This is a genomic window from Solirubrobacter deserti (genome assembly GCF_027587175.1).
Lineage (GTDB): Bacteria > Actinomycetota > Thermoleophilia > Solirubrobacterales > Solirubrobacteraceae > Solirubrobacter > Solirubrobacter deserti.
The window spans coordinates 28,860-48,632 of sequence record NZ_JAPCID010000003.1 but is presented as its reverse complement, the minus strand read 5'-3'; the positions used below and the strand labels follow the sequence as shown (position 1 = coordinate 48,632).

21 protein-coding genes are annotated in these 19,773 nt (G+C 72.2%); 7 read left to right on the top strand and 14 right to left on the bottom strand.

Features of this window, described 5'->3' with window-relative positions; genetic code table 11:
- Nucleotides 1-17 precede the first annotated feature (17 nt).
- Complete coding sequence (locus tag OJ962_RS02500) at nucleotides 18-206, bottom strand: hypothetical protein (protein WP_202955495.1); 189 nt, start codon at nucleotides 204-206, stop codon at nucleotides 18-20.
- A gap of 90 nt (nucleotides 207-296) precedes the next feature.
- Between OJ962_RS02500 and OJ962_RS02495 the strand changes: the two genes are divergently transcribed.
- Nucleotides 297-869, top strand: coding sequence for a TetR/AcrR family transcriptional regulator (locus OJ962_RS02495; RefSeq protein WP_202955496.1), 573 nt, complete (start codon nucleotides 297-299; stop codon nucleotides 867-869).
- Here the strand turns inward: OJ962_RS02495 and OJ962_RS02490 are convergent.
- From OJ962_RS02490 to OJ962_RS02475, 4 genes are read right to left on the bottom strand one after another with little or no spacing between them, the layout of a single operon-like run.
- Nucleotides 866-1,627, bottom strand: coding sequence for a lysophospholipid acyltransferase family protein (locus OJ962_RS02490; protein ID WP_202955497.1), 762 nt, complete (start codon nucleotides 1,625-1,627; stop codon nucleotides 866-868). The two genes, OJ962_RS02495 and OJ962_RS02490, sit on opposite strands and share 4 nt — an antisense overlap.
- Nucleotides 1,624-3,237 carry a lactate racemase domain-containing protein gene (locus OJ962_RS02485; RefSeq protein WP_407697483.1) on the bottom strand — a complete coding sequence of 538 codons (1,614 nt, stop codon included), beginning with the start codon at nucleotides 3,235-3,237 and terminating at the stop codon, nucleotides 1,624-1,626. Before OJ962_RS02485 ends, OJ962_RS02490 begins: the two co-directional genes overlap by 4 nt.
- 17 nt (nucleotides 3,238-3,254) lie before the next feature.
- Nucleotides 3,255-4,397 carry a zinc-dependent alcohol dehydrogenase gene (locus tag OJ962_RS02480; RefSeq protein WP_202955499.1) on the bottom strand — a complete coding sequence of 381 codons (1,143 nt, stop codon included), beginning with the start codon at nucleotides 4,395-4,397 and terminating at the stop codon, nucleotides 3,255-3,257.
- On the bottom strand, nucleotides 4,394-6,610 hold the full coding sequence (locus tag OJ962_RS02475) for an HAD-IB family hydrolase (protein ID WP_202955500.1): 2,217 nt from the start codon (nucleotides 6,608-6,610) through the stop codon (nucleotides 4,394-4,396). Before OJ962_RS02475 ends, OJ962_RS02480 begins: the two co-directional genes overlap by 4 nt.
- A gap of 32 nt (nucleotides 6,611-6,642) precedes the next feature.
- Here OJ962_RS02475 and OJ962_RS02470 point away from each other — a divergent pair, with 32 nt between their 5' ends.
- On the top strand, nucleotides 6,643-7,233 hold the full coding sequence (locus tag OJ962_RS02470; RefSeq protein WP_202955501.1) for a TetR/AcrR family transcriptional regulator: 591 nt from the start codon (nucleotides 6,643-6,645) through the stop codon (nucleotides 7,231-7,233).
- On the opposite strand, the gene larE is transcribed toward OJ962_RS02470, so the two are convergent.
- The 4 genes from larE to OJ962_RS02450 are packed head-to-tail and all read right to left on the bottom strand — an operon-like array spanning nucleotide 7,196 to nucleotide 10,784.
- A complete protein-coding gene (gene larE, locus OJ962_RS02465) occupies nucleotides 7,196-8,005 on the bottom strand; it encodes an ATP-dependent sacrificial sulfur transferase LarE (RefSeq protein ID WP_202955502.1) in 810 nt (269 codons plus the stop codon). The genes OJ962_RS02470 and larE overlap by 38 nt on opposite strands.
- The gene (gene larC, locus OJ962_RS02460; protein WP_202955503.1) at nucleotides 8,002-9,138 is read right to left on the bottom strand and encodes a nickel pincer cofactor biosynthesis protein LarC; all 1,137 of its coding nucleotides are present in this window, start codon (nucleotides 9,136-9,138) and stop codon (nucleotides 8,002-8,004) included. The genes larE and larC overlap by 4 nt, the downstream gene beginning before the upstream one ends.
- Entirely contained in the window at nucleotides 9,135-9,806 is a 672-nt protein-coding gene (gene larB, locus OJ962_RS02455) for a nickel pincer cofactor biosynthesis protein LarB (protein WP_202955504.1), read from the bottom strand. Before larB ends, larC begins: the two co-directional genes overlap by 4 nt.
- Nucleotides 9,807-9,830: 24 nt before the next feature.
- Nucleotides 9,831-10,784 carry an HNH endonuclease gene (locus OJ962_RS02450; protein ID WP_202955505.1) on the bottom strand — a complete coding sequence of 318 codons (954 nt, stop codon included), beginning with the start codon at nucleotides 10,782-10,784 and terminating at the stop codon, nucleotides 9,831-9,833.
- Between the two features lie 156 nt (nucleotides 10,785-10,940).
- On the opposite strand from OJ962_RS02450, the gene OJ962_RS02445 reads away from it, so the two are divergent.
- Genes OJ962_RS02445 through OJ962_RS02435 form a run of 3 tightly spaced genes read left to right on the top strand, consistent with a single transcriptional unit; the run spans nucleotide 10,941 to nucleotide 11,786 of the window.
- Entirely contained in the window at nucleotides 10,941-11,171 is a 231-nt protein-coding gene (locus tag OJ962_RS02445; RefSeq protein ID WP_202955506.1) for a hypothetical protein, read from the top strand.
- Entirely contained in the window at nucleotides 11,168-11,374 is a 207-nt protein-coding gene (locus OJ962_RS02440) for a hypothetical protein (protein ID WP_202955507.1), read from the top strand. Before OJ962_RS02445 ends, OJ962_RS02440 begins: the two co-directional genes overlap by 4 nt.
- A 37-nt stretch (nucleotides 11,375-11,411) precedes the next feature.
- Nucleotides 11,412-11,786 (top strand): hypothetical protein, encoded by a 375-nt coding sequence (locus OJ962_RS02435; protein WP_270006160.1) that lies wholly within the window; start codon nucleotides 11,412-11,414, stop codon nucleotides 11,784-11,786.
- On the opposite strand, the gene OJ962_RS02430 is transcribed toward OJ962_RS02435, so the two are convergent.
- The gene (locus OJ962_RS02430; RefSeq protein WP_202955509.1) at nucleotides 11,759-12,616 is read right to left on the bottom strand and encodes a phosphotransferase; all 858 of its coding nucleotides are present in this window, start codon (nucleotides 12,614-12,616) and stop codon (nucleotides 11,759-11,761) included. The two genes, OJ962_RS02435 and OJ962_RS02430, sit on opposite strands and share 28 nt — an antisense overlap.
- A gap of 23 nt (nucleotides 12,617-12,639) precedes the next feature.
- Between OJ962_RS02430 and OJ962_RS02425 the strand changes: the two genes are divergently transcribed.
- Together OJ962_RS02425 and OJ962_RS02420 are read left to right on the top strand one after the other, a co-directional pair.
- Nucleotides 12,640-14,316, top strand: a complete 1,677-nt coding sequence (locus OJ962_RS02425; RefSeq protein ID WP_270006159.1) for a methyltransferase domain-containing protein — start codon at nucleotides 12,640-12,642, stop codon at nucleotides 14,314-14,316.
- Between the two features lie 23 nt (nucleotides 14,317-14,339).
- Nucleotides 14,340-15,491, top strand: a complete 1,152-nt coding sequence (locus OJ962_RS02420) for an ArnT family glycosyltransferase (protein ID WP_270006158.1) — start codon at nucleotides 14,340-14,342, stop codon at nucleotides 15,489-15,491.
- Here OJ962_RS02420 and OJ962_RS02415 read toward each other — a convergent pair.
- The 4 genes from OJ962_RS02415 to OJ962_RS02400 form a co-directional block, all read right to left on the bottom strand.
- Complete coding sequence (locus tag OJ962_RS02415) at nucleotides 15,456-16,568, bottom strand: patatin-like phospholipase family protein (protein ID WP_202955512.1); 1,113 nt, start codon at nucleotides 16,566-16,568, stop codon at nucleotides 15,456-15,458. The genes OJ962_RS02420 and OJ962_RS02415 overlap by 36 nt on opposite strands.
- Nucleotides 16,555-16,959, bottom strand: a complete 405-nt coding sequence (locus OJ962_RS02410; RefSeq protein ID WP_202955513.1) for a hypothetical protein — start codon at nucleotides 16,957-16,959, stop codon at nucleotides 16,555-16,557. The genes OJ962_RS02415 and OJ962_RS02410 overlap by 14 nt, the downstream gene beginning before the upstream one ends.
- A gap of 55 nt (nucleotides 16,960-17,014) precedes the next feature.
- Nucleotides 17,015-19,336, bottom strand: a complete 2,322-nt coding sequence (locus tag OJ962_RS02405) for an ATP-binding protein (RefSeq protein ID WP_202955514.1) — start codon at nucleotides 19,334-19,336, stop codon at nucleotides 17,015-17,017.
- Nucleotides 19,337-19,471: 135 nt separating this feature from the next.
- Nucleotides 19,472-19,717: a hypothetical protein gene (locus OJ962_RS02400; RefSeq protein WP_202955515.1), complete on the bottom strand. Its 246-nt coding sequence runs from the start codon at nucleotides 19,715-19,717 to the stop codon at nucleotides 19,472-19,474.
- Nucleotides 19,718-19,773: the final 56 nt, after the last annotated feature.

Below are 19,773 nucleotides of genomic sequence, written 5' to 3'. Positions count from 1 at the left end.
CCGGCCACGGCGGGTTCCTACGGACGCGTCAGGCCGGCGCGCGCGGCGCCCAGCCGTCGCGCCGGGCGCCGCGCGGGCGAAGCGCTGACGCGGCGCGCCGGCGTGGTCTGATCGCGCAGCCACTGGTTGATCACGGCTTCGTCGGCGCGCACGCGCGCGGACGGCGTGCTGATGCGTCGTGGTGCATTCGGGGAGAGAGGGGTCACAGGCCGGTCCTTCTGAGACTGGAGGGGGAACTCCGTTTATCTGGAGGCTTGCCTCCACTCTACTGGAGGCTATCCTCCACTTCAAGCGAAATGTCCACTCCGACACGTCCGATCCTCGACATCGCCGCCCGCCGCCCGCATCGCGCGGACGCGCGCCGGAACTTCGACGCGGTGCTGGCCGCCGCACGTGAGGCGTTCGCCGCGCACGGGACGGACGCTTCGCTGGAGGACATCGCCCGCCGGGCGAACGTCGGCATCGGCACGCTCTACCGCAACTTCCCGACCCGCCAGGACCTGCTCGAGGCGGTGTACGCCGGGGAGGTGCAGGAGCTCTGCCTGGGGGCGCAGGCGGTCGCCGAGCTCGAGCCGTGGGAGGCGTTCACCACGTGGGTGGACAGCTTCGCGCGCTACGTGCCGACCAAGCTTGCGCTGCTGCAGGCGCTCAACAAGGACTCGGAGATCTTCCGGGCCTGCAAGAGCGCGATGCTGGCCTCCGCGTTGCCGATCTTCGAGCGCGCCCAGCAGGCCGGGGCGCTGCGCCCGGATGTCGAGCTCGACGACGTGCTGCGCATGATCTCCGGCATGATCGGCTCCACCTACGCCGACGACGCGCAGCGCCAGCGGGTGCTGGGCATCGCGCTGGACGGGCTCCGGGCCCGTTAGCGCTCGATCGCGGTCTGTAGACGCGCGGTGAGCTGGTCCGGCGTCTCGCCCGGCCGCGGCTGCAACGGGCGCGAGAAGGTGACCGTGGTCTTGCCGCGCCGGTTGAGCCCGCGGCCCTTGGGCATGACGAGCGCCGAGCCCTCGATGTGGATCGGGATGATCGGCACGCCGGCGGTGAGCGCGAGCTCGGCGACGCCCGCGCGGTAGCCCTCCGGGCCGGCGCCGCGGGTGCCCTGCGGGAACAGCATGACGTTGCGGCCGTCGCGCAGGTGCGCGGCCGCCGCCGCCAGGCCACGGCGCTGCCCGCCGCCGCGGTCGAACGGGAACGTGTTGATCCAGAAGCCGGCCGCGAGCGCGAAGCCGCGCTTGCGGTAGAAGCGATCGCTCGCGGCGCCCACGACGGTGCGGCTGCGCCAGGCGTGCGGGAGTGCGAGCAGGACGAGCGGCGTGTCGATGTCGGACTCGTGATTGGGCGCGAGGATCGCGGGCTGCGGCGCGTGGACGAGGTCCTCGGCGCCGACGATCGTCGGCATCGCGACGACACGTGTGGCCGGGAACAGCAGCGTCTGCTGCGCGATCTCGCGCAGCATCGCGGGGCGCGGCTCGCGCAGCCACGCCTGGTCCTCGACGCCGCGCTCGGACCACGGGTCCCGCCCCGCGGACAGCGTGCGCCACTTCGTGGGCGCGGACGGGCCCCGCGCGCTCTTGTTCGAGCCGGCGAGCTTCTCCAACCGGCGCCCGCCCTGCGCGAACCTCACGCCTCTACCTGGGCGTAGAACAGCGGCGGGCAGTGGAAGTGGGTCAGCGACGGATCGCGGCCCACGACCTGCTCGGCCATTTCGAGCGCGTCGCGCATCGTGTCGGCGCGGCGGAAGCCGAGCCGGCGGCAGGCCTCGGCGTTGCCGCCGACGAAGATCACGTCGCCCAGGTGCTGCAGGCCGTGCGCGCCCCAGTACCACATGTAGAACGGGTGCACGCCGTGGTAGGCGTAGCTCGTCCGGTACAGGTGGCGGTACCACTCGTCCTCGGCGTAGGACTTCTCGAAGCGCGCCTCGATCTCCACCGGGTCGGTGGTGGTCGCCAGCACCTCCTCGTAGAAGTCGACGTAGGAGGGATGGTGGACCGGGTGGAACTCGCGCGTGACCGGGTGCGTGAAGATCATCACGCCGCCCTCCCGCACGAGCGGGACGCCCTGGTAGAGGTTGAAGAAGTACCCGAGCCCCATGCACATGACGAGGATCGGATTCAGGATCGAGTCCACGTTGTACGGGCCGACGTACGGGAGGCCGGCGGTGACGATGTCGGCCTGGCCCTTGACGTAGACGGCCTGCTGGGCGGCGACGTGGTCGAGCGTGACCTCGTGCACGGGCCCGACCGCGCCGGCCTGCACCCCGGTGATGGAGTAGGGCGCCGTCGACTTGTGGAAGGCCGCGCGGCGCAGCTTCGGGTGCATCCGGTCCGTCGTGCGCTTGAGCGCGGCGAACGTCGTCTGCTCCCGCGCCGTCCAGCGGGCCTCGGGCTTGGCGAGGAAGCTCAGCGGCCCGTCGAACATGTCGTTGTTGAGCGTCGTCTCGATGTGGAAGATCGGGACGGCGGCCTCGACGATGTCGCCCTGCCGGTTGGCGCTGTTGTGCAGCTCGGACTTGTTCGGGTCCATGAAGGACTTCGAATGCCGCATCGTGTGGACGTTGTGATGGGCCTTGACGCTGTTGTAGGTCCCGAGGCCGACCGCGACGGACTTGTGGCCGCCGTCCATCGACACGATGTTGATGTTCACGTAGACCAGCAGGTCCGACTCGGCGGCCCGCTTGGACAGCTCGACGGCTTCACCGTGCCGGGTCTGGCCGAGATCGACGATCTCGGTCGGGTCCTCGGCGTCGTGGTTGTAGAGCCGGTCGGGATAGAACTCGTCGAACACCCGCGCGCCCACGGCCCGCTTGAGCTCGGCCGGCGTCATGCGCCGGTGCAGCGCCAGCGCCGCGATCAGGTGGATGTCCTCGACGCCGGCCCGGTACGCCCGCTCGAGCACATGCTCGATCACGCGCCCGCGGATGTCGGGCAGCTTCATCGGCGGGAGCGGCAGCGAGATGTCGTCGAACGCGATCGTCAGCTTCATCCCCGGCCGCAGCAGGGAGTCCAGCGGATCCATGCCGAGCGGCGAATCCAGCGCGGCGCAGATCGCGGCGTCGACGTCGATCAGGCCCTTCAGCGGCGGCGGCGGATAGACGATCCGGCTGCCCACCGGCAGCCGCTCGAGCCGGAACTGCTCGCCGGAGTGGAACAGCGTCGGCGGCGAGTGCTCGTGCACTTCCACGACGCACGCCTCGCGCTCGACGGCGGGCTGGCGGCGCTTGGTGCGCTCGATCATGCGGGTCGGAGCGATGCTCATGCGGCGATCTCGAAGACGGTCTTCACGCGCCCGGCGCGTGCGGATTTCGGGGCTTGTTCGAGCGCCTTCTCGAAGGCGCGCAGCGGCCAGCCACGGTCGATCAGGCGGCCGGGCTTCAGGGTACGAGCGAAGCGCAGGGCGGCCGGGAAGTCGTGCTCGTAGCCGTAGGCGCCGCGCAGCTCGAGCTCACGCAGCCAGGCCGCGGCGAGGTCGGTCTTGAGCTCACCCGGCATCCCGACGAGCACGACGCGCCCGCGCGGACGCGTGATCGTGATCGCCTGCTCGATGCTCGTCCCCGACCCCACGCAATCAAGTACACGGTCGAAGCCGCCGAGCAACAGCTCGCGGCTCTGATGACCGACCAATCTGCGCGAATGCGTGATGCGCGCGCCGTCGATGTAGAGCCGGTCGGGGGTGAGGACGTCGTCGGCGCCGAAGCGGCGCGCGGCGGTCTGTTGGCCCGCGTGCTTGGCGACGGCGATGATCGTCGCGCTCGGCGCGGCCTCGCGCACGGCGGCCAGCGTGAGCAGCCCGATCGTCCCCGCGCCGATGATCGCGACGTTCTCGCCGGGCTGGACGTCGGCCTGGCGCGCGGCGTGCAGCGCGCACGCGAGCGGCTCCACCAGCACGGCGTCCTCGTCGGAGAGGTCGTCCGGCACGGTGTGCAACTGCGAGGCGTGCGCGACCAGCCCTTCGCTCCAGCCGCCGCCCGTCTCGCGGCAGAAGCCGGTCTGCAGGCCGGCGGACAGGTTGCCGTCGATCACGTTGCGGCACAGCGCGGGCAGGCCCTGCGCGCACTCGGTGCACGGCGGCGTCACGCCGCGGACGGCGCAGCCCAGCGCGGGTTGCACCACGACCCGCTCGCCGCGCCGTGGCCCCGCACCGATCTCGCCCACGATCTCGTGGCCGGGGACGAACGGGGTGGACGTGAGCGTCGCCAGGTGCAGGCTCGCCTTGCCGGAGATGAGGGCGAGGTCGGAACCGCAGATGCCGGTCAGCCGCGGGCGGACGGGCAGCCAGTCCGGCCCCGGCATGCGCGGCGGGCGGACCTCCGTCAGCGCGAGCGCGCCGGCGCCGGGCAGCCCGGCCTTCTGGGCGACGTACTTGGCGAGGCTCGGCGTGTAGGTCAGCGCCTTCATACGGCGGCGCGCTCCGTGCCCCACGTCTCGATCGGCCAGCGGCGGCGGCGGGCCTCGCGCGAGAGCCGGAAGTCCGGGTTGATCGCGTGCGGGTGGCCGACGAGCTCGAGCAGCGGGAGGTCCGCGAGGCTGTCGCCGTAGGCGTGGCAGTCCTTGAGGTCCACGTCGTGGTCGGCGGCCAGGCGGGCGGCGAGCGAGGCGCGGCCGTCGGCGGTGAGCGGCGGCTCGGCCAGCTCGCCCGTGAAGCGCCCAACGCGCTCGATGAGCTTGGCCGCGTGGACCTCGTCCGCGAGGTGCTGGAGCGGCTCGACGAGGAAGTCGAGCGCGCTGGTGATCAGGATCACGCGGTCGCCGCGGCGCTTGTGCTCGCGGATGCGGCGCACGGCCTCGTTCTGGATCCGCGGCTGGATGAAGTCCGGCAGCGCCTCCTCGGCCTGGCGCTTGAGCTCGCGCGCCGGGAGGTCCTTGTAGAGCTTGTAGAAGTTGCGGTTGAACGCGGTGCGGCTGCGGCGGTCCTCGATGATCCAGCTCGGGACCTTCGTCGCGGCGCCGGCGGTCCACACGAGCTTGTCCAGCTCGGGCATGTCGCGAGTTCTGAGCCACGCGTAGAAGTGCGCGACGGTCGAGTCGAGCACGACGCCCTCGACGTCGAACAGCGCGAGCGCGGGCGGGCCCTCGGGCGCGGGACGGCGGCCGGCCGAGCGCGTCTTCTTCGGGCCAGGCGCGGGCGGCACCGCGATCTTGCGCAGCGCCGGCAGGTGGACCTCGCCGATGTAGTGGTCCCAGTCGATCTCGTCGACGTCGAACCCGAAGCGCTCGCGGTCGTCCGGGTGCAGGTTGTCGAGCAGCGCGCGGGCGTTGCGGTCGTCGAAGACGCAGTCCAGCTCGCCGTACGGGCGGTAGATCTCGTTCAGGCGCTTGAGCCGGTCCAGCTTGCGCTGGTTCTTGTGGAGCCGGAGCTCGACGTCGTTGCTGCGCGGGATCGGCAGCTTGTCGACGAGCTCACGGCCCTTGGCGAGCACGCTGTTGGCGCGCTCGATCTTCGTCAGGATGTTGCCGGCCGAGGTGAAGCGCCACTCGGGCACGCTGACCGGCAGGCCGTCCTCGTCCGGCAGCGGGCGCTCGCGGAAGTACCGCGTGGTCATCTCCGCCAGATCGTGGATCGTGAACGGGTTGCGCATCCCGGTGCTGACGTTGAACACGCGCACTTCGTCCGGCGGGTGCGCGGCGGCCACCAGGCACGCGTTGGCCACGAAGTCGACGGGGATGATGTCGATCCGGATGCTGCGGTTGGCGCCGAAGCGGCCGGGGATGATGCCCGCGCCGTAGCCGAGCATGATCGGGTCGGCGACCTTCAGCGACTCCATCCAGCCCGCGTAGGGCGTGTGCAGCGCGGACTCGACGATCGCCGGGCGCACGATCGTGAGGTGCTTCGGGTTCTTCGTGATGATCGTGCGCTCGCCGAGGGCCTTCGAGAGCCCGTAGGTGTCGCTCCAGCCGAGCGCACGGGCGCGTTCGCGGCCGCGCTCGGTGAGCTGCTCGCGCACCCACTCGTAGCGCAGGATCTCCGCGCGGGTGCCGACGGCCGGGCCGCCCGCGGGGCCGATCGCGCGCGTGGCCTCCGCGACGAAGCGGTGCTGGTGCTGCGGCAGGCGCGACTCGGCCTCGATGTCCTTGCGCCAGGCCTGGGCGGCGTCCAGCTCGGCGTTCAGGTCCAGCCACGGCTCGGTCGGCGCGGTGCCGGACGGCTTCTCGAGCACGAGCCCGGTGCGCATGCCGGCGGCGTAGGCCGTGGACACGTGGATGAAGTACGGGTCGCTGCCGGCGGCGCGGACGGCTTCCAGCAGGCGGGACGGGCCCTTGGCGTTGAGCTCGAGCGCCTCGTCGAGCGGCTGCTCGAAGGACACGGACGCGGCGCAGTGGATGACAACGTCGATGCCGGCGGGGAGCTCGAGGCCCTCGCGGCCGAGGTCGCCGCTGACGGTCTGCACGCGGCTGCCGTCGAGGCCCTCGCACGGCCCGCTGGTCAGGATCTCGTTCTCCAGCCGCTGCTGGGCGTCACCGCGCAGGAGCAGGATCACCCGCGTGTCCGGCAGCTCGCGCAGGAGCTGGCCGAGCACGGCCTTGCCGAGGAACCCGGAGGCTCCGGTGAGCAGAACGGTCTGGCCGGCCAGCCGCTGCTGGATGAGGACGTCGTCAGGCAGAGCGAGCACCGTACCAGTCGTCTCTACTAACGTGTCAGTAGATGCCCTCCCGGGCCCGAATCCTGGAAGCCGCGCGCAGCGAGTTCGCGCTGCACGGCCAGTCCGCCCGCCTGCAGGACATCGCCGAGCGGGCCGGGTTGACGCACCCCACGCTGCTCTACCACTTCAAGTCCAAGGAGCGGCTCTACGCCGCGGTCATCGAACAGGCCATGGAGGACTGGGCGCTGATGACGTCCGAGGTGGTGGCGGTGGCGCCGGTCGGGTTCGACCGGGTCGCCGCGCTCGTGCGCGCGGGCATGGAGTTCTTCGCCACGCACGCCGACTTCGTCGTGATCTGGCGCCGCGAGGCGATCGAGGGCGGCGGGCGGCTGGAGGACGCGATGGCCGAGCACATGCGCCCGTTCCTGGAGCGCGCGATCGCGTTCCTGGAGCGCGAGATGGCCGCCGGACGGCTGCGCGAGCACGACCCGGGCGAGCTGATGCAGATCGTCTACGGCGCCGTCTCCACCTACTTCTCGGACGCCGGCTTCCGCGCGCGGCTGTTCGGCGGCGACCCGACGTCGCCGGCGGAGCGCGAGCGCTTCGGGGCCGCGCTCACCGCGATGTTGCGGGACGCGCTGGCTCCACGTTGAGCCGGCCGCTGCGGAACGGCTTGAGGTCGATCGTGGCGTGCTGGTAGCCGGCGCGCTTGATCGCGTCGGTGATGCCCCGCTCGGCGGCGAGGGCGCGATCCAGGTCCTCGATCGCGACTTCGAGGCGGCCGAGGATGCCGTGGTGGCGCACGCGGATTACGGGGAAGCCGAGTGCCTTGACGGCCTGCTCGGCGCGGTCGATCTGCGCGAGCGTCTCGGGGTCGACGCCCGTGCCGTACGGGATGCGTGAGGCCAGGCACGGGCTCGCGGGCTTCTCCGCGCTCGGCAGCTGGAGGAGGCGTGCGAGCGCGCGGACCTCGTCCTTGGTGACATCGACGAGCGGATGCCGCACGTCGTGCTCGGCGGCGGCCTTCAGGCCGGGGCGCCAGTCGCCCTGGTCGTCCTGGTTCGCGCCGCTGAGAAGCGCGACGCCCGGGTAGCGCGCGGCGAGCGTGTCGTAGAGCTCGGTCTTGCAGAAGTAGCAGCGGTCGCGGCCGTTGGCGCGGTAGCCGGGCCGCGCGAGCTCGTTGGTGGGCACGATCTCGTGGGCGATGCCGATGTGCCGTGCGACGCGCTGCGCCCCTTCGAGCTCGCCGGTCGCGACGGAAGGCGAGACCGCGGTGACGGCGCGAGCGCGGTCGCCGAGCGCGCGGTGGGCGATCGCCGCGACGACGCTCGAATCGACGCCGCCGGAGAAGGCGACGACCGCGTGGCCGAGCGCGGCGACGCGCGCCTCGAGCGCCGCCAGCCGCGCGGCGATCTCGCCGCTCATGCGGCGACCTCATGCGCCGCCGCCAGCGCGCGCGCCCACACCGTCTTGACGGCGTCCCCGGTGATCCTCGCCGCCCGTTCGCAGTCGGCGTGCTCGGGGGCGAGGTTGACGATCTTGCCGTCGAGCCGGCCGATCTTCACGCGCACGGGCTCGCCCGCGACCTCGACGGTGAGGTGATCGCGTTCGAGCTCGACGCGGTCCAGGTGCGCGACACGGACGCCCAGCGTGCTCGTCTCGCGCAGCACCGCGTCGATCACGGCGCGCTGGTCGTCAGGGCGCGCGAGCGCGGACAGCACGAAGCCGGGGCGGCCGTGCTTCATGGTCACGGGGGTGGTCCAGACGTCGAGCGCGCCGGCGGCGAAGCACGCGGCGGCGGCGTCCGGGGCCAGCTCGGGCAGCAGGTCGTCGAGGTTGGCCTCGATCAGGCTGACCGTGCCCGTCGTGGCCTCGGTCCCGAGGATCACGCGGACGACGTTCGGGAACGGCTCGAGCTCGCGCGTCCCGGCGCCGTAGCCGGTGCCCTGGACCGTCATGCGCGGCAGCGGCCCGTAGGACTCGGCGAGCGCGGCGACGAGCGCGGCGCCCGTCGGCGTGACGAGCTCGAGCTCCAGCTCGACGCCGTGGACCGGCGCGCCCTTGAGCAGCTCCAGCGTGGCGGGCGCGGGCAGCGGGAGGTTGCCGTGGGCGGCCTTCACGAACCCGCGGCCCAGCGGCAGCGGCGAGCAGATCACGCGGTCGACGTTCAGTGACTCCAGCGCGAGCGCGACGCCGACGATCTCGCCGATCGCGTCGATCGCGCCGACCTCGTGGAAGTGCACGCGCTCGGGCTCGATGCCGTGGATGCGGCCTTCCGCGATCGCGAGCCGCTTGAACGCCTCCTGCGCGCGCGCCTCGACCCGCTCGGGCAGGCTCGCCGCCGAGATCAGGTCGCGGATCGTGCCCCAGTCACGGTGCGGCTGCTCGGCCGCGCCGGTCACGGTCGTCGTGACCGCCGTGATCCCGTGCCGCTCCGCCGTCCCCCGCTCGACCTGCAGCTCGAACGCGGAGAGGTCGACCTCCGCGCCCGCGTCGAGCAGCGCGCCGAGCAGCATGTCCCCGGCCGCGCCGCCGATGCAGTCCAGGTACGCGATCACTTCGCCGACTGCCTCGCGATCCGGGCCGCGATCGTGCCCGCGCCGAACCCGTCGTCGATGTTCACCACGGCCACGCCCGCAGCGCAGCTCGTGATCATCGCCAGCAGCGCGCTCACGCCGCCGAACGTCGCGCCGTACCCCGTGCTCGTCGGCACGGCGATCACCGGTGCGGCGACGATCCCGCCGACGACGGACGCGAGCGCCGCGTCCCACCCGGCCACGACCACGACGCAGTCCGCGCGCTTGAGATCCGGCAAGGCGGGCTCCAGCCGGTGCAGCCCGGCCACCCCCGCGTCCCGGTGCACGATCACGTTGGTCCCGAGCAGCTCCGCCCGCACCTGCGCCTCACGGACGACCGGCTCGTCGGACGTCCCGCCGGACACGATCGCCACGAGCCCTTTCGCCGCGGGCACGTGCCGCGCCACCCACGCGAGCCGCGCGCGATCGTCCTCGTGCGCTTCCGGCGCGACCTCCCGCAGCGCCGCCCGCGCGGCGGCGTCGGCGCGCGTCACCAGCACGCTGCCGGCGTCGGCCTCGATCAGCGCGGCGGCGATCGCCCGGATCTCCTCCGGCGTCTTGCCCTCGGCCACGATCGCCTCGGGCGCGCCTTGGCGCGCTTCGCGGTCCGTGTCCACACGCGCGAAGCCCAGGTCGCGGAAAGAGTCCATCTGGCTGCAGCAGGTTATCCGGGCCTACGCGGCGTCCCGGAAGCGGCCGAAGCGGATCTCGAGCAGCTCCGGGTCCGGCCGGTCCCGAGGTCGGCGAGGAATCTGGATGGGCGAACCGTGGAAGCCCTGAAGCCCGACTTTCAACATCGGTCCGTCGATCTCGTGCAGCAGGCGAGTCGCGATGTGGACCACACCGTCGGGCGCGATGCCGAGGAGGTTGCGGTCGTAGGCCAGGTGGTGAATCGCACACAGGGCAATGCCGTTCGCCACCGTCGCCGTGCCGCGCGACTCGGTGTCGCCGATGATGTGCGCGGCTTGCAGCAGCGGCACCTCGCGGAGCCGGCAGACAGCGCACTGCCGCGAGTACGCGCGGAGTACGTTCTCGCGGAACCGTTGCTGGTGGAGCCGGTAATGAGCCTGACGAGTGGCGTAGCGCCGCGCAGGCTCGTCAAAGTCGAAGTCGGGCTTGATTTCAGCTGTCGGCCACGCGACCTGAAATTCCACCCGCTCCTTGATCGGATCGTCGTGCGTCAGGTAGATCGGTGCGATCGGCGTGTACTGGCTCGGCACGATCCCGTTGAAGTAGATGAGCGGCACAGCGATCTCGAAGGCTGCGCGCATGGCACCGTTATCCCGCGCGGCGGCAATCCGTGCTCGTTCCGTGTCGCTCTTTGGACGGCGATAGTGATACGTGAACGTCTGCGTTTCTTCGTCGTACCCGTCGTCGTAAGGAGCGTCCTCGTCAGTGGGCGGCGTTGTCGTCAAGCTCAACGCGGCGCGTCCGGCGAACTCCTTCGGGCGGTGGATCCCGGCGTAGAACGATCCGTACGAGAGGCGGCCGATCGGTGTTGGAAACCCCTCTCGAAGCACGTCGACGTGGACGAGCCCGTCGTAGCGACGGGAGAGTTCAAGGACGTGATCTAGCGCGAACCTACGAAGTTCGACGTCAAGCGGATCCCCAACCACGCCGCGAAGCATCCACGTTGGGTCGCCAGATAGCAATCGCTGGGGTACGGCTGGCCCTACCGGCGTGGGCGGGTTCTGGCGCCCCAAAGAGGCGGGCTGGCCCGGTGGGGAGAGAAATCACTCCGAGGGACTATTCACGAAACCGTCCAGCGTCCCGAGGATCCCGTCATGAACCACATCCATGAGCTCGCCTACCGCGCCCACGACGGCATCTTCGTGACCATGTTCTGGGACGCGGAGACGAACCTGGTCACCGTGGCGGTCGCCGACGAGAAGACCGACGACGCGTTCGAGGTCCTCGTGCTCCCCGGTGAGCGCGCGCTCGACGTCTTTCATCATCCGTACGCGTACCGCGCGGTGCGCGAAGAGCGGTCGTCGACGCTGGTGCGGACGACATGACCGTCCCGGACGGCACCATCTGGACCGGCCGCTATCCGGTCGCGCCGGGGACGGCGCCGCGCGACGTCGTCGTGCGCGTGCGCCAGCAGGGGTGGACGACGGTCGAGTTCGACATCGAGCACTCCTACGGCGGGCCGACCGGCGTCGGGCACGGGTCGTTGCCGTCTGCGCTGTTCGCGCGGCGCTTCGCTCGGATCTTCTGAGCCGCGACCCTGGACAGGGGTGGGAACATGGTCGGTGGTGAACGCGACCGACCTCACCGTGGTCCTGCGTGACGAACCGGGCGGCCTGGCCCGGGTGAGCGAGGTCGCGGTGGCCGCGGGCGTGCACCTGCGCGGGCTGGCCGCGTTCACGGGTGACGAGCACGGGTTCGTCCACGCGCTCGTCGACAACGGCGACGTCGCGAAGGTCACCGACGCGCTCAGGCGCGCGAAGATCAAGGTTGCGGACACACGGGACGTGCTGGTCGTCCCGGTCGGCACGGGCGGGCTGGCGGACGTGATGATCGCGCTGGCCGAGGCCAACGTGAACGTGGACCTCGCCTACACGGCGAACGGCGACAAGGTCGTGATCGCGACCGACGACGTCTACAACGCGCGCGACGCCCTCTCGTAGCCGGCCAGCGCCTCGTCGCAGAGGTCGCTCATGCCCTCCTCGGCGGCGTACACCGCCAGGACCGCGCACAGGTTGAGCGCGAGCACCTGCGCTCGCAGCAGCTGCTCCTCGGTGATGCGCCCGTATGCGCGGAAGAAGTCCGAGCGGCCGTCCGGGCCGAGCAGGCACCACAGCAGGATCAGGTCGATCGACGGGTCGCCGACGCAGACGTCGCCCCAGTCGATCACGCCGGCCATCGCGCCGTCGCGCACGAGCACGTGGCGCAGGTGCAGGTCGCCGTGGCAGACGGCCGTTGCGGGCGGGCGCTCCAGGCGGCGCGCGTCCGAGAGCCAGCCCGGCGGCTTGCGGCCGAGCGCCTGGACCGATTCGATCGTGCGCGCCACGCGGATGCCCATGTCCGCCCGGCCCATCGGGTCGTCGGGCAGGGGCGAGCTCACCGTCGAGTCGTGCAGCGCGCGCAAGAACTCGCCCAGCGGACGGCCGACTGCGTTGCGCTCGTCTTCGCTGAGCCCGAGCGGCTCGCGCCCGACGATCAGCTCCGCGCCGAACCAGGGCCACGCGAACTCGTCGGTGGGCTCGCCGACGAACACCGGCGTCGGTACGGGCAGCGGCAGGCGCAGCTGCGGCAGCACGTCCAGCTCACGCACGACGCCGGGGATCGCCATCTCGCGCCGCGGGAAGCGGAACGCGTAGCGCCCGTCGACGAGCCAGACGGTGTTGTCCCAGCCCTCGCCGATCAACGTCAGCGACGAGGGCGTGAAGTGCTGGGCGCTGATCAACCGCCGGGCGAGCGCCTCGTCGACGGTCCGTTCGGGGCTCCATTCGGGCATCGCTTGGTAGCGTGCCGCATCGCATGGCGGTGTGCCGGATCTGCTCGGGCGAGCTCGAGCTGCGCATACGCGGCAACGGAGCCGCGCCCACAGCGGCCCTCTTCTCGCCGTCGGCGCACGCCGTCGGCGAGCACGGCGACCTGCTCGAATGCCGCGAGTGCGGGACGATCCAGCAGCCTGTCCTGCCGCAGGGCGACGCGCTGCACGACCTCTACCGCGACATGCGCGACGACGAGTACCTGGCGGAGGAGGACGGCCGCCGCGCGACCGCGAACCGGCTGCTGGACCTGATCGCCGCCCACCGCCCGACGGGGCGCCTGCTGGACGTCGGCTGCGGTCACGGTCTGCTGCTCGATGAGGCTCGCCGTCGGGGCTATGACACCGTCGGGCTGGAGCTCAGCCGCGAGACGGCCGCCCATGCGCGCTCGCTGGGGCTCGACGTGCGCGAGGTCCCGCTGGAGGCGTTCACCGAGGGCACCAACGGCGACGCGCCCGGCGCGTTCGACGTGGTCGTGCTCGCGGACGTGATCGAGCACCTGGACGACCCGGTCGCCGCGATCGACCAGTGCGCCGCGCTGCTGCGGCCCGGCGGCGTGCTGTGCGTCGTGACGCCCGACCCGGCCTCGCCCACGGCGCGCCTCGCCGGCGCGCGCTGGTGGGGCTTCTTGCCCGCTCACACGGTCCTGCTCCCGCGCCGCACGCTGCGGGAGCTGCTCAGCGCGGCGGGCCTGGTGATCTCCGACGACGTCCCCTTCGTGCGCACCTTCGCGGCCAAGCGCTGGGTCGGGGGGCTGGCCGAGCGGCTCCCGCAGGGCGACCGGTTGAGCGCGCTCGCGGACCGCCTGCCGCCGGTGAAGCTGTCGCTGTCGCTGGGCGACGAGCGCGTCATCCTCGCCCACCGCACGCCGGTGCGCCTCGCCGAGCAGCCGCTGCTCCAGCACTCCAACGGCCGTGCGCCGATCCACGTCGTGCTGCCGGCCTACAAGGCCACGCGCACGATCCCCGACGTCGTCGCCGAGATGCCGCCGCAGGCCGCCGATCACGCGCTGCTGATCGACGACGCGTCGCCGGACGAGACCACGGACGTCGCCCTGCTGCACGGCCTCGACGTGCTCCGCCACCCCGCCAACCGCGGCTACGGCGCCTCGCAGAAGACGGGGTACACGCACGCGCTGCGCGCCGGCGCGGCCGTGATCGTGATGGTGCACGCCGACAACCAGTACGACCCGGGGCTGGTGGCGGACATGGCCGAGCCGATCCTGGCCGGGGACGCCGACGTCGTGATCGGCTCGCGGCTGCTCGTCGACCGCGCGGTGGCGGGCGGGATGCCGCGCTGGAAGTGGGTCGGCAACCGGCTGCTGACCGGAATCGAGAACGCCGTCTTCGGCGTGCGCTTCAGCGAGTACCACACGGGCTATCGCGCGTTCAGCGCCGACTTCCTGCGCTCGATCCCGTTCCTGCGCAACTCGGACGACTTCGTCTTCGACCAGGAAATCTTCGCCCAGGTGCTGGCCCGCAAGGCCCGCGTGGTCGAGATCCCGATCCCGACGCGCTACTTCCACGAGGCGTCGAGCGTCGACTTCGTCACCAGCCTCCGCTACGCCTTCAAGACGCTGTGGGTGCTCGCCCGTTACCGGCTGGACCGCCGCTGGGCCCTGCTGCGCCGACCCGCCGCATGGCTTTCACCCCGAGACGGATAGCCGTCGCGATCCTCGTCGCCGCGTTGGCGATCCGCGTCGCGTGGGTGCTCGCGACGCCGGACTACCGGCTCGTGCACGACGCGCTCGACTACAACCGGCACGCGATCTCGCTCGCGAACGGCGACGGCTTCGCGCTCTCCTACGGCCGCGAGACCGCGTTCCGGCCGCCGACCTACCCGATCTTCCTCGCCGGCGTGTACTGGGTCTTCGGCCCGTCGCTGGAGTGGGCGCGGTTGGCCAACGCGCTCGTCGGCACCGGCATCGTGGCGCTGATCGGCGTGATCGCGCACCAGGTGTGGGGCAACCGCGTCGCGCTGATCGCGATGGCGCTGGCCGCCGTGTACATCCCGCAGATCCTCATCGGCCAGTCCGTGATGAGCGAGCCGCTGTTCACGCTGTGCATGCTCGGCGCCATCGCGGCGGCGTTGCGCGGCTGGGTGATCCCGGCGGGCGTGCTGATCGGGCTCGCGATCCTCGGCCGGTCCAACGCGCTCGTGCTGCTGGCGCCACTCGCGTGGGCCTTGTGGAAGGGGCCGAGACCGGCGCTGATCATGCTGCTCGCCGCCACGCTCACGATCGCGCCCTGGGCGGTCCGCAACTACGTCGTCTTCGACGCCTTCGTCCCGGTCGGGACCCAGTTCGGCTCCGCGCTCGCCGGCACGTACAACAGCGAGGCGATGAACGACCGCGAGAACCCGGCCTCGTGGCGGACCCTGAAGCGCGTCGACGACTACCGGCCGATCTTCAACCAGCTGCGGGTGACGCCCGAGCCCGTGCTGGAGAAGCGGCTGCGGGAGGCGTCGCTCGAGTACATCAAGGACCATCCCGGTGCCCCGTTGAAGGTCGCGTTCTGGACGACGCGCCGGATGCTCGACCTGGCCGGCTGGGACTGGGCGATCCACACCGCGGGCACGATCTCCGCGGGCAAGCGCGCCGGCGCGGCGGGGATCATCTGCTTCTGGGTCTTCGCGGTGTTGGCGGTGATCGGCGCGTTCACGCGACGCGCCCGGGACGCCCCGCTGTGGCTGTGGACCGTGCCCGTGCTGATGTACCTCGGCGTCGTCTTCCTCGTGGTGGAGACGCCGCGCTACCGGACCGCAATCGACCCGTTCGTGATCATGCTCGCCGCGCTCGCGATCTCAGCGGTGACGGCCAAGCGGGCCCAGGTCCCATAGGCCGTCGTCGTGCGGCTCCGCGAGCCAGCGGCGCGCGTCGGCCTGGCCGCGCGCGATCAGCGCGCGGGCGAACTCGGGGGCGAAGAAGAGGTAGCTGAGCAGCTCGCCGTGCAGCGGGTCGGCGTCCGCGTCGATCAGCCGGCCGAGGAACGCGAGCTGCGGGCTGCGGGCGGCGTGGAGGATGCCGCCGTAGTGGCGGCGGAACACGTCGCGCGCGATCTGGCCGATCGTGTCGCGCTCGGGCGGGGCGACGAAGATGTACGGGATCGCGCGGTCCGGCGCGAGCCGGTTGATCGTGGTGAGCGTCTGCAGGTCCTCGGTGAGCGGGTCGGCCAGCAGCGCGTCGAGGACGAGCGCGGCGCCCGCGGCGAGGTCGGGCCGCTGGGCGCCGCCGAGCGTGCCCGAGATCGCGTTCAGGCCGATGACGATGATGCGCTTGGCGCCGAACGCGAGCGCGGGCTTGATCGGCGCGTTCAGGCGCGTGGAGCCGTCGAAGTACCAGTCGCCGTCGGGCAGCTGGACGGCGGGGAACAGCGCGGGGATGGCCGACGACGCGCGCACGTGGGTCTCGGTGATCGCGGTCGCGACGTAGTCGATGCCGCGCTTGTCGTCGCTGGTGGCCTGCGGTGTGCCGCCCTGGTGGAAGACGACGCTGCGGCCGGTACGGGCGGACGTGGCGACGACGGCGAGCGTGCGGGCGATGCGCTCGAAAGGGATCAGGCGCTCGAGCGTCGGGCCGAGCGGGGTCGTGTCCAGCAGCGCGGGGACGTGCAGCGACAGCAGGCCGCTGAAGTTGATCGCGCCCCTGAGGATGCGCTCGAGGTCCTTGAGCGACGGCGTGGCGAGCACGTCGCCCCACCGCAGGCGCTCCCACAGCTGCAGGCCATCGGCGAGCGTCGGGTCGCTGTCGGCGGCGATGTAGGACCCGCTGATCGCGCCGACGCTCGCGCCGACGACGATGTCCGGGCGCTCGTGGTGGGGCAGCGCCGGCAGCAGGACCGAGAGGACGCCGGCCTCGTAGGCGCCGCGGGCGCCGCCGCCCGCCAGCACCAGGCCGACCGGCTCACGCGAGGGCACGGGCGACCGTCTTGAGGAAGTCACGGGCGGTGGCGAGGTGGCCACGCAGCTCGTCCTGCGTGAGCCCGACCTCGTAGGCGCGGTGGTGACAGGCGTTCGAGAGCGCGGTCCACGCGAAGTCGGCCTCGCGCGCCTCGGGTTTGTCGCCCAGGTAGGCGGGCAGGCAGACCCAGCGGTCGCGCGCGCTCGTCTCCAGCATGCCCGGCGCCTTGTCGTTCCAGAAGACGTCGAGCGTGCGTTCCAGCGACTGCCGGATCAGCGCGGCGGCGGCGTGCGGCCACGCGCCGCTGGTCGTCGGGTCGAACTCGTCGAGCTGACGCTGGGCCTCGTCGAGGACCTTGCTGACGGTGAGGCGCTCGCTCACGTAGCGGCCCTCCTCGAGCGCGAGCACGAGCCCTCCGGGCGAGTGCTTGCAGCGACGCGAGCCGCCAGGCGAGCGCCGCCTCTCACTTCGCGTTCGTGTTGAGCTCGCGGATGAACGCGCGCGTGTTGTCCGGCAGGCGGGAGAGCGTCTCGCGGTCGAGCGGGTTGCCGTGCGCGCCGCGGTTGAGCTCGGTGACGAGCGCGGCGTAGGGGGCGCCGTAGCGGCGCTTGACCTCGCCGCCGACCTCGCCGTGGCGGCCCGCGTCCCCGAACAGCACGAGCGCCAGGGTCTCGCGCAGGGAGCGCGCCTCGGCGATCTGGTCGTCCGCCTCGTTGAGGTCGGTGCCGTGCTGGGCGGCCCGCCGGCGCACGATGTTCGCGGCGGCGGCCTCGACGGCGGAGCGGCAGAACATGGGCACGACGCGGGCCTGCACCTCGGGCGGTAGGCGGTCGGGCTTGGCGTAGCCGCGGGCGCCGTCGATGTAGCGCTGAACCGGGCTGCGGCTCTCCTGCACGTCCACCGTCGACTGCGCGCGGCGGTCGACGTGCAGCATCGTGGCGTCCAGCCGCAGCCGCCGGATCGCCTCGGGGAGGCGGTCGTCGTGGGTGAAGACGACGATCTGGCGGGTGCGGGCCGCGCGGTGCAGGACCTTGGCCAGGCCGTCGACCTTCGCCGGGTCCATGGCCTGCACGGGGTCGTCGATCACGGCGAAGCGGAACGGGGACTCGTCGAGGGCGGCGCGCGGCAGGAACACGGAGACGCTGAGCGCGAGCAGCTCGCCCTGGGACATCACGCCGAGCGCGTTGGCCTCGGTGTCGTCGGCGCGCACGTCGAAGTCCGCGCGGCCGCCCTTGCCGACCTTCTTGAGCGTGATCTCGTGCAGGTCCACGGATGACCCCTGGCGCAGCTCGCGCCAGTTCGCGATCGCGGACTGGCTGATCGGGGCGAAGCGCTCGCGCCGCAGCTCGTCGCTCGCGCCCTTCAGCCATTTCTCGGCGTCCTTGACCGCCTTCAGCGTGGACGCCTTGGCCTCGACGTCCCGCGCCTGCTCGAGCCAACGGCGCAGGTCGCCCACCAGCTGGAGCCAGGCGGCGCCCTTGCGCTCGAGCTCCGTGGCGGCCTTCTGGGTCAGCTCGCGCAGCGTGTGCACCGTCGCCTTCGTCTCGGTCTCGTCGCCGCGCTCGAGCGTGAGGTCCTCGTCGATCAGGCCCAGGTGCTTGGCGGCCGCGGGCGCGGCGAGCGCGTTGCCGTCGAGCAGGGCGTCCACACGGCGGCGCGCGAGCAGCAGCTTCGAGTTGGCCTGCGTGAGCGTCGCGGCCTGCGCCTCCAGCTCGGCCGCCTCCTCCTGCGCGGCCTTCACCCACGCGTCGTCCAGCACGCCGGGCGTCTTGCACACCGGGCAGTCCTCACCGTCGCGCACGGCCAGCGCCTGGCGGAGGAGCGTGGCGACCGAGGTCGCGCGGGAGGCGTCGGTGGCGGACGCGTCCGTGTACTCGCGCTCGGCGCCCTTGAGGTCCTGGTAGGCGTCGCGAATCTCGGTCTCGGTCGGCAGCGCGAGCCCGGCGAGCCGCCGCAGCAGCGTCAGATCCTCGGTGTACTCCGGCGCCTCCTCGAGGAGCTGGTCGAGCTGCTCGAGGTCCGGCTTGCGGCCGCCGATCGCGGCCTTCACCAGCGCCGCCCGCTCGTCCTCGGGATCCAGCCGCGCGACGAGCTGGTCCTTCTCCGCGGCCGTCTGCTTGCGCTGGGCGTCGTAGGCGAGCCGCGTCTGCGCGAGCGAGGCCGCGAGCGCGTCCAGGTCCCCGAGCCCGAGCACCGGCGTGAGCGCGTCGTACAGCGACGAGAGCGTGTCGAACATCGTCGCCAGCTCGGCGTACGCCAGGAACGGCCGGAAGCTCGGCAGGTCCCGGTCCCAGCCGTGCTCGTTCAGCACGGCGGCCGGCGCCGCCCGCCCGCTCGCGTCCCCGTACGGCGCGCCGTGGGGCCACTCCTGCGTCAGCGGGACCGTGCTGCCGCCCTCCAGCTCGAGCTCGGCGGTGATCCGCGTCGGCCCGAGGTGATGCAGGCACTGCCACGTCTCGCTCCAGGCCTTCGGGCGCTTCTCCCAGCGCTTGAGCGCGCCGGTCATCAGCAGCTCCAGCCCTTCCGCGAACGACGACTTCCCGCTGCCGTTGCGACCGACCACGACGGTCAGCCCGGGCGCCGGCTCGAGCGTGAGCGTGGCCGGCTTGCCGATCCCGCGAAACCCCTCGACCGTCACCGTCTTCAGCCACACGGGCGGCGACGTGTTCGTCGTGGGCGGCGGCGCTGCGGCGTCCGCGGCGACCTCGATCACGTTGCGGGCCTCGGGTTCGAGGCCGGATTCGCTCAGCCGCTCCAGCAGCAGGGTGCGCAGGACGGGATCCATCGGACTGGCGATCGTAGAAGGCGGTGCGGTCGCCGAGCGCGGCGGCCGTGTGGACGACCGCCGCGTTCCGGGCGCGGACACGCGACCGGAGCCGCGCGCACGTCAAAGATAAAGGGTGGCCAGGCCCTTCGGGGCTCAGGCCGGGACGAGGGCGCCGGCGCGCAGGCGCAGGCCGCCGGCCACCGCGCGGGCCAGCTCGTCGGCGTCGTAGCGCGCAAGCTGTCCGGCGATCCACGGGATGCCGAAGCCGGGGACCGTCATGGCCTCGGCCGTGGTGATCCAGACGTAGCCGAGCTCGCCGACGCGGAAGCTCTGCACCATCGGCTCGCCGTCGTAGCGCTCGAAGTGATCGGTGTTCGGCTGCTCACGAATGAGGTCCACGTGCGCAGCGTCTCCGACGCGGCGGGGACCCGTCAACTGCGGATGCGCCAGAACCC

Coding starts and splice junctions, on each gene's coding strand:
- OJ962_RS02470 (WP_202955501.1), top strand. CDS start 6,643: ATGCCCTCCCGGGCCCGAATCCTGGAAGCCGCGCGCAGCGAGTTCGCG.
- OJ962_RS02425 (WP_270006159.1), top strand. CDS start 12,640: ATGGCGGTGTGCCGGATCTGCTCGGGCGAGCTCGAGCTGCGCATACGC.
- OJ962_RS02495 (WP_202955496.1), top strand. CDS start 297: ATGTCCACTCCGACACGTCCGATCCTCGACATCGCCGCCCGCCGCCCG.
- OJ962_RS02445 (WP_202955506.1), top strand. CDS start 10,941: ATGAACCACATCCATGAGCTCGCCTACCGCGCCCACGACGGCATCTTC.
- OJ962_RS02485 (WP_407697483.1), bottom strand. CDS start 3,237: ATGATCGAGCGCACCAAGCGCCGCCAGCCCGCCGTCGAGCGCGAGGCG.
- OJ962_RS02480 (WP_202955499.1), bottom strand. CDS start 4,397: ATGAAGGCGCTGACCTACACGCCGAGCCTCGCCAAGTACGTCGCCCAG.
- larE (WP_202955502.1), bottom strand. CDS start 8,005: ATGAGCGGCGAGATCGCCGCGCGGCTGGCGGCGCTCGAGGCGCGCGTC.
- larB (WP_202955504.1), bottom strand. CDS start 9,806: ATGGACTCTTTCCGCGACCTGGGCTTCGCGCGTGTGGACACGGACCGC.
- OJ962_RS02430 (WP_202955509.1), bottom strand. CDS start 12,616: ATGCCCGAATGGAGCCCCGAACGGACCGTCGACGAGGCGCTCGCCCGG.
- OJ962_RS02440 (WP_202955507.1), top strand. CDS start 11,168: ATGACCGTCCCGGACGGCACCATCTGGACCGGCCGCTATCCGGTCGCG.
- OJ962_RS02450 (WP_202955505.1), bottom strand. CDS start 10,784: ATGCTTCGCGGCGTGGTTGGGGATCCGCTTGACGTCGAACTTCGTAGG.
- OJ962_RS02405 (WP_202955514.1), bottom strand. CDS start 19,336: ATGGATCCCGTCCTGCGCACCCTGCTGCTGGAGCGGCTGAGCGAATCC.